The sequence below is a fragment of the Sphingobacterium tenebrionis genome (assembly GCF_037126265.1).
Taxonomy (GTDB): Bacteria; Bacteroidota; Bacteroidia; order Sphingobacteriales; family Sphingobacteriaceae; genus Sphingobacterium; species Sphingobacterium tenebrionis.
On the sequence record NZ_JAYLLN010000011.1, the window covers coordinates 49703 to 62044 of the forward strand.

Here is a 12342-nt window from a genome sequence, read left to right on the forward strand (position 1 = left end):
ATTAAAATACGAAATGGCACATCCAAAACGTAAAATTTCTAAATCTAGAAGAGACAAGAGAAGAACGCATTATAAAGCAGAAGCTCCAGGGTTGACAGTTTGTAAAGAAACTGGCGCAGTTCACAGACCACACCACGCTTATACAGTAGACGGTAATTTATACTATAACGGTAAATTAATCGTTGAGACTACTGCTGCTGTCTAAAGACATCTTTCTAAGTAAACATCCCAAAAAAGTGTAATATTTTTATATTATTCACTTTCACTTGGGATGTTTTTTGCGTATTATTGAATATTATAAATAATAACGAATGAAGATTGGATTAGACGTGTTGGGGGGAGATTTCGCACCTGATTCGAACATAAAAGGCGCAATTGATGCGCAGAAAGTATTGGAAGAATCACAGCGAATTGTCCTGTTCGGAGATGAAGAGGCCTGTAGAAAAGCGATTGAAGCGGCCGGTTCTGACCCCTCCAAATTTGACTACGTTCATGCACCTGAAGGGATTAGTATGCATGAACACCCTACTAAAGCGATCACACAAAAGCCAAATTCCTCCATTGCAAAGGGATTTGAACTTCTTAAAAACGGAGAGATCGACTCGTTCTCTTCGGCAGGTAACACAGGAGCTATGTTGGTCGGATCGATGTTCAGCGTCAAGACTGTACCAGGGGTACTGCGACCTGCCATTGCAACCAATGTTCCGAAGTTGAAAAGCGGTTTTGGAATCCTACTGGATGTTGGAGCCAATGCCGACTGTAAACCTGAAATGTTAAACCAATTTGCCATCCTTGGAAGCCTTTATGCCGAACATGTGTATGGTATTTCTTCTCCAAAAGTGGGACTACTCAATATTGGAGAAGAGGAAGAAAAAGGAAATAACCTAACTATTGCCTCATACGCTCTTCTTAAAGAAAACAACAACATTAATTTTATCGGAAATGCGGAAGGACGTGATCTTTTCAGCGACCATGCAGATGTATTTGTCTGTGATGGCTACACCGGTAATGTGGTGTTGAAACTGGCAGAGTCTTTCTATGTGGTAACCCTGAAAAAAGGGTTTAAGGATGAATTTTTCGATAGGTTTAACTATGAACGTTATGGGGGCAGCCCGATTTTGGGGGTAAATGCACCTGTAATCATTGGCCATGGAATTTCAACTCCGGAAGCCATTAAGAATATGGTTTTATTGTCTAGAGATATGATTGCATCCAACTTTGTGGATAGGATCAAATCTGCCTTTAATTAAGAAATATGTCAAAAATTCATGCAGCTATTACAGCTGTTAATGGTTATGTTCCTGATTATATCCTAACGAACAAAGAGTTGGAAACCATGGTGGATACCAACGACGAGTGGATCGTTACACGTACAGGTATCAGCGAAAGAAGGATCTTAAAAGACGAAGGAAAAGCAACATCAGACCTTGCCGTTCCAGCAGTAAAAGGATTATTGGAAAAAAGAGGAATCTCTGCTGAAGAAATTGAATTGATCATCTTCTGTACAAGTACTCCAGATATGTTGTTTCCAGCAACTGCCAATATCCTTGCCGATAAAATCGGCGCCAAAAACGCTTGGGGATACGATCTACAAGCCGCTTGTTCTGGATTTTTATTCGGATTAACTACCGGAGCTCAGTTCATTGAGTCGGGCAAGCACAAAAAAGTATTGGTTGTAGGTGGCGATAAAATGTCAGCTGTAGTCAATTATAAAGATAGAAATACCTGTATCCTTTTTGGAGACGGTTGTGGAGCAGTTTTGCTGGAACCAAACGAAGAAGGAAATGGTGTAATCGATTCTATCTTAAAAACAGATGGATCTGGTGGACAATACCTGAACATCAAAGGTGGAGGTTCTATGTACCCTGCCTCACATGAATCAGTGGATGCAGGCTTACATTATGCTTACCAAGAAGGAAGAACAGTGTTCAAATTTGCGGTTACCAATATGGCGGAAGTTGCTGCGGAAGTGATGGAAAGAAACAACTTGACCTCAGAAGATGTGGCCTGGTTGGTTCCTCACCAAGCGAACAAACGCATTATTGATGCCACAACAGAACGCGCTGGACTACCTGAGGAAAAGGTGATGGTGAACATCCAAAAATATGGAAATACAACCAGTGGAACTATTCCTTTATGTCTATGGGAATGGGAAAACAAGCTGAAAAAAGGCGATAATTTGATATTAGCGGCTTTTGGAGGTGGATTTACCTGGGGCTCTATTTATTTGAAATGGGCATACTAATACAATAGATTTTATTACCTTTATAGCTAATCATTTTTACAATAATTAAACAAAACCTGCTAGCATATGAGTATGGATATCAAACAAATTCAGGATCTGATTAAGTTCGTTTCAAAATCAGGTGTGAATGAAGTATCAATCGAAGAAAAAGATTTCAAAATTACAATAAAAACAAATCAGGAGCCTACTTATGTAACTGCAACTGTTCCTGCCGCAGCACCTGCTGTTGCAGCACCACAAGCTGCTCCTGCACCTGTTGCTGCTGCACCGGCTGCTCCAGCTGCTGATGACAGCTCAAAATACATTACTGTGAAATCTCCTATCATCGGTACATTCTACCGTTCTCCAGGTCCAGACAAAGCTGTTTTTGTGAATGTTGGCGATGAAATCGCTCCTGGAAAAGTATTGTGTATTGTTGAAGCGATGAAATTATTCAACGAAATCGAGTCGGAAGTATCGGGTAAGATTGTGAAGATCTTAGTAAATGATGCGCAACCAGTTGAATACGATCAACCTTTATTCTTAGTAGATCCTAGCTAGAAATATGTTCAAAAAAATATTAATTGCCAATAGAGGGGAAATTGCGCTTCGTATCATCCGTACCTGTAAAGAGATGGGGATTCAGAGCGTGGCTGTATATTCTACAGCCGATCGCGACAGCTTGCACGTTCGTTTTGCGGACGAGGCAGTTTGTATCGGCCCTCCAGCAAGTAAAGATTCTTATTTAAATATTCCAAATATTATTGCTGCAGCGGAATTGACCAATGCAGATGCAATCCACCCAGGATATGGTTTCCTATCGGAGAACGCGAAATTCTCGGCAATCTGTGCAGAATATGGCATCAAGTTTATTGGTGCAACTGCGGAACAGATTGAACGCATGGGCGATAAGGCTTCGGCCAAAGAAACCATGAAGAATGCAGGAGTACCTACTATCCCTGGTTCTGATGGTTTGGTTCCTGATGTTAAATCGGGGATCAAAATTGCCAATGAGATCGGATATCCTATCATCTTGAAAGCTACTGCCGGTGGTGGTGGCCGTGGTATGCGTATTGTTTGGAAAGATGAAGAATTTGAACCTGCTTGGGATTCTGCCCGTCAAGAGGCAGGTGCTGCATTCGGAAACGACGGCATCTACCTGGAGAAATTTGTAGAAGACCCTCGCCATATTGAAATCCAGGTAATCGGAGATCAATATGGAACAGTATGTCACCTTTCAGAGCGTGACTGTTCCATCCAAAGACGTCACCAGAAATTGGTTGAGGAAGCTCCTTCCCCATTCATTACATCTGAGCTTCGTGCGAAGATGGGTGAAGCAGCCATCAAAGGTGCGCAAGCGGTAAAATATGAAGGTGCAGGAACCATCGAGTTCTTGGTTGACAAACACCGTAACTTCTATTTTATGGAGATGAACACCCGTATCCAGGTAGAACACCCGGTTACAGAGGAAGTGATCAACTTCGATTTGATCAAAGAACAGATCAAAGTGGCAGCAGGCATTCCTATCTCAGGAAAAAGTTATGAGCCAACCATGCATGCGATCGAATGTCGTATCAATGCAGAGGATCCGTTCAACAACTTCCGTCCATCACCAGGAAAGATCACCAATTTCCATTCTCCAGGAGGACATGGGGTTCGTGTTGATACGCATGTTTATTCGGGCTATTCGATTCCACCAAACTACGATTCCATGATTGCGAAATTGATCTGTGTGGCTCAAACACGTGAGGAAGCAATCAATACAATGTCTCGTGCATTAAGCGAATTCGTGATCGAAGGTGTGAAGACAACCATCCCATTACACTTGCGTTTAATGAATGATCCGAACTTTAGAGCGGGTAATTTTACCACCAAATTCATGGAAACTTTCGATCTTACGGAGTATCCTGATGAGGAAAGTGTATAAAATTTACTTTACAAATACAAAAGATGCCATTCTTCTGCAGAAGAATGGTATTTTTGTTTATTACGACTTAAATTACGCGTAAAAAAATTACATGTCAAAGAATATCAAACTTATACAGGCGATCAAGGATAAAGGAAAGAATATTGAGGCAGAAATGTCTTTCTTCGACCACCTTGAAGTTCTGAGATGGCATATCATCCGATCGGTAATTGCTATTTCCATATTTGCGATAATTTCCTTTTCTTATTTCGAACAACTATTTGATACCATCATTATGGGGCCTAAAAAACCAGAATTTTGGACGTATCAAATGATGTGCAAAGTGGGCGATGCCCTAAACCTGGAAGGGTTCTGCGTTAAGAATTTAAATTTCAATTTAATTTCCACAGAGGTTGGATCCCAATTTATGCTTACTATTAACGGATCTTTATTAATTGCTTTGTTCTTGGGATTTCCTTATCTTCTATTTGAAGTTTGGTTATTTATAAAACCAGCATTGACCAAAATTGAAAGAAAATCAGCACAAGGGTTCGTATTTTATGCCACCATATTATTTTTCTTAGGTGCATTGTTTGGATATTTCATTGTAGTACCCTTATCCATCAATTTCTTAGCAAACTATACCCTAAGTCCTGAGATCCATAACAACTTTACAACGGATAACTGGTTATCGACCATTGCAACCCTGACCTTAGGTTGTGGAATTATCTTCCTATTACCTATCCTGATATTCATCTTATCAAAGATTGGTATTATGACCCCAGAGTTCATGCGTGCTAGCCGTCGATATGCTATCTTAATCATTTTAACTATCGCAGCAATCATTACGCCTACGGCAGATATCCTGACCTTACTGACTGTGAGTGCTCCAATGTTCATTCTGTATGAGGTGAGTATCATGGTTTCCGCAAATGTGAAGAAGCGAAAAGAACAAGAAGAAAAAGAGTTTTACAATTCATAAATTATAGAAATCCATAACTTATAGATTATGTCTAAAAAAATAGCAATTGGCAGTGATCATGCCGGTGTAGATTACAAAGCAGCCTTGATTCCATTTTTGGAAGAATTGGGATATACTGTTCAAGATTTTGGTCCGAGTACTGCAGATTCAGTAGACTATCCAGATTTTGCTCATCCTGTGGCAAGCAGTGTAGAGACCAAAGAGAACGATTTGGGTATCTTAATTTGTGGAAGTGCAAACGGAGTTGCCATTACGGCGAACAAACATCAGGGAATCCGTGCAGCAATCTGCTGGTTGGAAGAAATCTCTGCATTGGCTCGTCAGCATAACGATGCTAATATTGTATGTATCCCAGCTCGTTTTATCGATCTAGATCTAGCAAAACGTATTGTTCGTACATTCGTGACCACTGACTTTGAAGGTGGCCGCCACGCTAACCGCGTAAATAAGATTTCCTGTTCATAACCAATATAAAACCATATGAAAAAGTTCTTTTTTGTATCCTTGTTGATCCCTACGCTGTTCAGCTGTTCGGTCAATCAACATACCCTTCAAAAGAAGTATGCAGACCTTTTAACCGAAGAATCTGCAAAGTCACATCTTACCATTCTTGCTTCGAAAGAATTTGCCGGTCGTGGAACTGGGCAAGAAGGTGGTAAAAAGACCGTAGAATACATCGCCAAGGTATTCCAGGAACTAGGTTTAAAACCAGCTGTAAATGGTTCTTATTATCAGCCTGTGAACCTTGTTAAATCTTCATATGTGGTGGAGCAGTTCAACCTGAACAACCAAACCTTGGTCAATGCCAAAGATTTTTATGTAACAGGATCCAATGCTTTCAGAAACTTCAATGCTTCAGAGATTGTATTCGTTGGATATGGAATTAATACGCCATCTTATAGTGACTATGCTGGACAGAATCTAGCTGGTAAAGTAGTTTTGGTCATCAACGAAGGCGAACCTATGGATGCCTCCGGAAACTCATTGATCACTGGAACTTCCACCTTATCGGATTGGTCGACCAGTCGTTCTAAAAGACTTCAAGAAGTCATGAAACAAAACCCAGCCTTGATCTTGTCCGCTAACTCTCAAGCAGCGGAAATGATCAAACGTTTTGGATCAAGAATGACCAGCGGAAGTTACAGGTTGAAATCATCAGATAAAGAAACTACAAATAACAGCACCGCAGCTCCAGTAGTAAATATTACAGAAGCAACTGCTAACCAGATATTGGCTGCAAACAATACATCGATTAGTAAATTCAAGCAAACTGTTAGCTCGACAAAAAAACCTAATTCTTCGGTCCTGAAAGCATCCTTGAATGCGAGCATGGGTTCTAAAAAAGAAAATCTATTCGATCCAAATGTACTAGGTGTTATCGAGGGAACTGACCTTAAGGATGAAGTATTGATCATCTCCGGTCACTATGATCATGATGGTGTATTGCCAGATGGCACTTTCTTTCCAGGAGCTGATGATAATGGTTCTGGAACGGTAGGTGTGATGGAGGTTGCGAAAGCTTTTGCAGCTGCAAAAAAAGCAGGTAGAGGTCCTCGTAGAACCATCTTGTTCATGGCTTTTGCAGCGGAAGAAAAAGGCCTTCTTGGATCCGATTTCTATTCCCAGAACCCAGTTTTCCCATTAGCAAATACGGTAGCCTGTTTGAATATGGACATGATCGGCCGTATCGACAATAAACATTTGGAAGGAAACCATAATTATATCCATGCCATCGGATCAGAAATGTTGAGCTCCGAATTGAAAGCGATCAATGAGAAAGCAAACCAGGATTTCACACAGATGGAATTGGATTATATGTACGATGATCCAAAGGATCCTATGCGCATCTATTACCGTTCAGACCAATACAATTTGGCTAAACACAATATTCCAGTGATTTTCTATTTCTCCGGATTACATCCAGATTACCATACGCCGAACGATACGGTAGATAAAATCAACTTCCCTATGATGGCAAAACGCGAGAAATTAGTGTTCCATACGGCATGGGAAATCGCTAACCGCGATAAAAAATTAGTGGTTGATAAAACCCCTCCTCCTGCTAGCGGAAGATAAAATATAAGATAATTTAGCCTTAAAGGCTTTTTGAGCTGTCCTGGAATGAAAATCTCCAGGACAGCTTTTTTTTAAATAATTCTTGGAAATTAAAAATCCTAGCTTATATTTGTAGTGTACTAACATACTAATACACTAAAACAATAAGCCTATGTTAACCGTCAATTCGGTATCCTATGGGTATACCAAAAAAAGAAAAATAATAAAAAATATCTCTTTAAATCTCCAACCTGGAACTATCTACGGATTATTGGGGTTGAACGGAGAAGGAAAAACCACCCTGATCAAATTGATGGAAGGTCTTCTTCTCCCCAAAGAAGGTGATATTAAATTCAGAGGGATAAATAGCAAGGAACGTTCAGGGAAATACTTCGACCAGGTATTTTATTTGGGAGACACGACCAATCTGCCTTATTTGTATGTCCATGATTTCGGTAGGATGTACGGTAATTTTTACAGCAATTTTAATTATACCGAATTTGAAAACTATTTACAGGAATTTCAAATTGATCCTAATAGTCACCTAAGCAGTCTCTCCTTAGGTCAAGGTAAAAAAGTACATCTGGCATTTGGATTAGCCTGTAATACGGCCGTTCTGTTGATGGATGAACCGACCAATGGATTAGATATCCCATCCAAAACTATATTCAGAAGGCTATTGGCCAATAGCCTCACTCCTGAAAAAACAGTGGTCATTGCCAGCCATCAAATCCGAGATATCGATCAGCTGCTCGATCACCTCTTGATCCTTCATCATGGTGAATTAATTTTAGATAAAAGCCTATCCGACATCAACGATCAATATGCCATTACTTCAGAAATCACTCCTGGAGATGAGATTATCTTTCAAACTGAAGAGGTTATCGGAAATAAATACCTGATTGTCAATAGGACGGAGGCAACCTCCAACATGGACATTGAATTTTTATTCAATGCATTTATTAATACTTCAAAAACTACAGTGAAATGAAAGCAGCTTTAAATTACGCCTTACTCATCTTCAAAGGGAACAAATCCATCTTAACCTCAATTATACTGGTTGCTTTGATTGGCTTTGGCATATTATTCTATTTTAGCAACCACAATACCTTAAGTATACTATCAGAAAAAAATGGTTTTGATACTGCAAAGAATTATATTACTGCGGTACAGCTTGCAGAGCGGACCTATTTTAATAGTGCGCCTTTTCTAGCTGTTCTTTTACCCTTCCTTAATCTTATTATTCTTCAAAAAAACATCTACAATCCGGTTGAATTTACTCTTCCATTAAAAACTATAGACAGATTTTTTGGAATTGTGATCTTTTGTAGCTTCGTTTTCTTACTCAATTTGATTTTGATTTTGCTCTGCAATTTTGTTGTTCAGCTTTATTTACAATTCAATTACCTGGATTTAGCAAAGGAAGGCTATGATAAATTAGGTTATCTGTACACAGAAATCCCAGATAATAGTATTCTATATAATGCCAATATAAACTTAGATGTATTAAAATATAGCTTTATTTTCTTCCTATTTCTACCCATTTATCTGGTAAGTATCCTATATTTCCGAAAATATAGCAGGATAAAATCCACCTTTATCATCATTGCTTATATTTTCTTTTCAGACCTCGCAATGGATAAATTATGGTCAGGAGCACATTCACAATACATCAATAATGAAACCTATGTAAAAGCTTATCCGTTTGTATTGGGAAGTATTGCAGCCATCTTCGCATACATAAGCTTTTACTATCTTCTAAAAGAAAAGGAGGTACACTGATGAAATTCTCCAATGAAAAACCCATATATATTCAAATAATTGATTTGGTGATGGAAAAAATCCTAAAGGATGAATGGAAATTGGACGAAAAGATCCCTTCTGTACGCGAATTGGGAGCTTTGATCGAAGTGAATCCGAACACGGTTATGAGATCATATGATAAACTCCAACAAGATGAAATCATCTATAATAAAAGAGGTTTAGGGTTCTTTGTTTCCTTGGATGCGAAAGATAGGATTCTACACGCTAGGCGATCAAATTTCCTTCTACATGAAGCCCCAAACTTTTTTCAAATGGCAAAACTGTTAGGCATCAGTAGAGAAGAATTAATCCAACTATATAACGATAATTAAGCAATCATGAAAAATACCAATATATTTATCCTCATAACACTATTAATTTTATGTTCAGGATTTTTTCTACTAGCACCCTTGAGTGGTTTACTCCGTATTGATCCTATCCTCTCTTCCAAAGACTTGAAGGCAGATCCGGTTACCAAAGATCCTATATCCAAATTCATGCTCCATTTTAGCCATGATGTAACCGCAGACCCTATTTCACTTGATGATATTGATGATATCGTGATAAATGGCAACGGCGACAAGGATTTGGTGTTATTGGAAATTAACGAAGATGATGAAAAGGCACGATTAGAATGTATGTCTCCCTATTATTTAATGGAGGTTGATCATCAAATAAAAAACAGGCAATTAATCCTGAATTTACAAGGCAGTAAGATCAAGAAGATAGTAATTAGCCTCTCTGCACAAAAAATAAAATCACTCCTATTAAATAATCTTAATGGTCAGGTGGAATACAGCAGTAGAGATACAGTAACGACCTCCATTGAAAGTTTCACCATATCGAAAAATTCAACTATTGCATTTCATGAATATTATAGAGATCCCATAAAAATTGTATCCACGTTAAATGTGAATCTCAAAGACGAATCAAAGCTAAGCTTCCAAGGATATAATATCCATCGATTGAATGCAAACATCGAAAATTCATTGATTGATGTATCCAATGTCAGTAAAATAGATAGTTTAGATGCCCAATTATCAGGACTCAGCCATATCAGGGGATTAAAAAAGAGCAAGGTGGTCAATCAGATCGGATTAGGTGGAAACTTAGATTACTATAATAAGCATTAATATTTAAATCTCAAGTGACATGATAGCTCATATTATTATCAAACTCCTTAAAATTATCATACTATTTCTTTTTGGTCTAAGTATCTCCCACGCCCAAATCATAAATGGTAATTTTGAAAGTTTTAATTCTGACGGAAAACCACAAGGATGGTATTTGAATAATCAAGATACTTTAAATAATATCCTAAGAATTACCACTTCCGATAAACATCAAGGTAAACACAGCCTACATTTTAACAAAAAGGAAGTAAAAGCCAAGTTAATGGCTTCCAATATTTTTTCGATTGAAATCAGTAAATTAACAAAGCTTCAAGTTTCCTCTAAAATAAAAACGGATAGCAAGCAGCTAGTGGCTAATTTTTTTATTCAGTTTTTTGATGAAAATAAAAAAAGAATTGGAGGAGAGGGAAGCCGAATAGTTGTTGATCCTTCCAAATCAGGTGAATGGCAAGATGTTAACTTCTCCATTTTGGTTCAACCAGAGGTCAAATCTATGATTCTTTTTGTTAATATGGGTGGACTTGGAAATCTATTTATAGATGAAGTAAAAACAGATTGGATTAATACTCCACCTGCTAAGGAAATCCTTGAATTTAGTGAAGAAATCAAATCAAAGATCCAACAAATGAGCATTGTTAATGATAGCTTAATTTGGAAAGATATCATCGCCCAAACACCTGCAGCATTAGCTGGTTTAACACTAGAAAATGGCGCACAACAAGTTGTAAATTTCTATTTAAATCATTTGAGAAAGGCAAAGGATTTTCATAGCAAATACTATAGTCCGGAAGCATATATTGCATATACCAGCAAACCCATAGAAGAAAATAAAACTAGGTCTCCTCTTGAATTACCCTCAGGAAAAATGCTCGATGAAAGAATTGCCTATGTCAATGTGCCTCGATTTGGGTCTACCTTTCCTGAAAGTCAGCAAGCATTTGCCGACCACCTAAATGATCTTGTTCTGTCCCTACAACAACAAAATCCAAAGGGATGGGTCATTGATTTAAGAACCAATTCGGGCGGAAATATGCATCCTATGATTGCTGGTCTAAATGCGCTTATTGCAGATGGAAATATTATAACATTTAAAACAAATCAAGGGGAGCAACCACTCTATTCATCAGCTGGAAAATTTGGAAGAATAACATTAAAAATTATGCCTAAAAGATTTAAGGTAAATAAAATTGCTGTTCTTACCAGTATTAAAACAGCAAGTAGTGGGGAGATGACCGCTATTTCTTTTATAGGTATGCCAAATGTAAAGTTGATTGGTGAAAACACAGCAGGACTAACAACAGCTAATCAGTTCTTTCCACTATCTAATGGTGGAGCGCTTAATTTAGCAAGTGCGGTAGTAAAAGACAGATTGGGAAAGGTCTATAAAGGGCAAATCATTCCCGATATATTAACAAAATCCCAAGATCCTCAAGAAACCTTAAACCAAGCAATAAAATGGATCCTAGAATAATTTAAGTTAGCAAAAAAAGAGCTATATGAACCAATGCCCACAGAAACGGTCAAATTTCTGTGGGCATCGGAAGTTCCTTTATTCAGGATTATCCGCAGTTGATTCCCTGGCCAAGGTCACCTCATCCGGTGCACTTTCCAAGAATTTATCCAACGCAAACAACGATTCATCGGTCGCACGATCTCCACCTGCAATCTTCAGTTTATCGATCAACTGAAGTGCTAATTTCTCTTCTTCAATCTGCTCCTTCACAAACCACTGTGCAAAATTCCATGTCGCCCAATCCTTTTCATCCATTGATTGGTTCACCAGGTTATAAATAGCATTGGTATTATCTATTTCATGTTGAAGCACCATATTGAAGCATTCCGTCATGCTCTTTGGCATTGTCTTAGGCGCCTCAACAGCCTCCACCTTCGGAGTCCCTCCTCTTTCCAATATGTACATCATGATCTTGATCATGTGATTACGTTCTTCTTGTGCATGGCGGAACAAAAAATTAGAAACACCACCATATCCTTGTGTATCCGCCCAGATTCCTAATGCCAAGTAAATCTGTGAAGCCTGATTCTCCTTCGTCATCTGTTTGATTAGCGACGATTCCATCGCCTTTGAAAGTCTATTCGTATTCATCTTATTTCTTTTTATTAATCAACACTTGGCAACGCACATTGTTTTGGGATAATCATCTTTGCTTTCCCGATTTCAGGTCGTACATTTGGGTAGAGGGAGGATAAACAAAACCCCTCTTCCACTTGTTCTATTTTT

The 12342-nt window shown here is 38.4% G+C and carries 14 protein-coding genes; 13 read left to right on the forward strand and 1 reads right to left on the reverse strand.

Annotated elements, in window-relative coordinates:
• The first annotated feature begins 13 nt into the window (after positions 1-13).
• The 13 genes from rpmF (at position 14) to VJ786_RS06525 (ending at position 11574) form a co-directional block, all read left to right on the forward strand.
• Complete coding sequence (rpmF, locus tag VJ786_RS06465) at positions 14-205, forward strand: 50S ribosomal protein L32 (protein ID WP_099365903.1); 192 nt, start codon at positions 14-16, stop codon at positions 203-205.
• 106 nt (positions 206-311) lie between these two features.
• A complete protein-coding gene (gene plsX, locus VJ786_RS06470; protein ID WP_099365904.1) occupies positions 312-1250 on the forward strand; it encodes a phosphate acyltransferase PlsX in 939 nt (312 codons plus the stop codon).
• Between the two features lie 5 nt (positions 1251-1255).
• Positions 1256-2245, forward strand: coding sequence for a beta-ketoacyl-ACP synthase III (locus VJ786_RS06475; RefSeq protein WP_336557457.1), 990 nt, complete (start codon positions 1256-1258; stop codon positions 2243-2245).
• A 66-nt stretch (positions 2246-2311) separates the two neighbouring features.
• Complete coding sequence (gene accB / locus VJ786_RS06480) at positions 2312-2785, forward strand: acetyl-CoA carboxylase biotin carboxyl carrier protein (protein WP_099365906.1); 474 nt, start codon at positions 2312-2314, stop codon at positions 2783-2785.
• 4 nt (positions 2786-2789) lie between these two features.
• A complete protein-coding gene (gene accC, locus VJ786_RS06485) occupies positions 2790-4151 on the forward strand; it encodes an acetyl-CoA carboxylase biotin carboxylase subunit (protein WP_099365907.1) in 1362 nt (453 codons plus the stop codon).
• Between the two features lie 91 nt (positions 4152-4242).
• A complete protein-coding gene (tatC, locus tag VJ786_RS06490; protein ID WP_099365908.1) occupies positions 4243-5112 on the forward strand; it encodes a twin-arginine translocase subunit TatC in 870 nt (289 codons plus the stop codon).
• A gap of 27 nt (positions 5113-5139) precedes the next feature.
• Positions 5140-5577 (forward strand): ribose 5-phosphate isomerase B, encoded by a 438-nt coding sequence (rpiB, locus tag VJ786_RS06495; protein ID WP_099365909.1) that lies wholly within the window; start codon positions 5140-5142, stop codon positions 5575-5577.
• Between the two features lie 15 nt (positions 5578-5592).
• Complete coding sequence (locus VJ786_RS06500) at positions 5593-7188, forward strand: M28 family peptidase (RefSeq protein WP_336557458.1); 1596 nt, start codon at positions 5593-5595, stop codon at positions 7186-7188.
• 151 nt (positions 7189-7339) lie between these two features.
• On the forward strand, positions 7340-8158 hold the full coding sequence (locus tag VJ786_RS06505) for an ATP-binding cassette domain-containing protein (RefSeq protein WP_099365911.1): 819 nt from the start codon (positions 7340-7342) through the stop codon (positions 8156-8158).
• Complete coding sequence (locus VJ786_RS06510; protein ID WP_099365912.1) at positions 8155-8949, forward strand: hypothetical protein; 795 nt, start codon at positions 8155-8157, stop codon at positions 8947-8949. Before VJ786_RS06505 ends, VJ786_RS06510 begins: the two co-directional genes overlap by 4 nt.
• The gene (locus VJ786_RS06515) at positions 8949-9302 is read left to right on the forward strand and encodes a GntR family transcriptional regulator (protein ID WP_099365913.1); all 354 of its coding nucleotides are present in this window, start codon (positions 8949-8951) and stop codon (positions 9300-9302) included. The genes VJ786_RS06510 and VJ786_RS06515 overlap by 1 nt, the downstream gene beginning before the upstream one ends.
• 78 nt (positions 9303-9380) lie before the next feature.
• A complete protein-coding gene (locus VJ786_RS06520) occupies positions 9381-10103 on the forward strand; it encodes a hypothetical protein (RefSeq protein WP_099365914.1) in 723 nt (240 codons plus the stop codon).
• 19 nt (positions 10104-10122) lie between these two features.
• Positions 10123-11574, forward strand: coding sequence for a S41 family peptidase (locus VJ786_RS06525; RefSeq protein WP_099365915.1), 1452 nt, complete (start codon positions 10123-10125; stop codon positions 11572-11574).
• Between the two features lie 78 nt (positions 11575-11652).
• Here VJ786_RS06525 and VJ786_RS06530 read toward each other — a convergent pair whose 3' ends face one another.
• Entirely contained in the window at positions 11653-12207 is a 555-nt protein-coding gene (locus VJ786_RS06530; RefSeq protein ID WP_099365916.1) for a ferritin, read from the reverse strand.
• Positions 12208-12342: the final 135 nt, after the last annotated feature.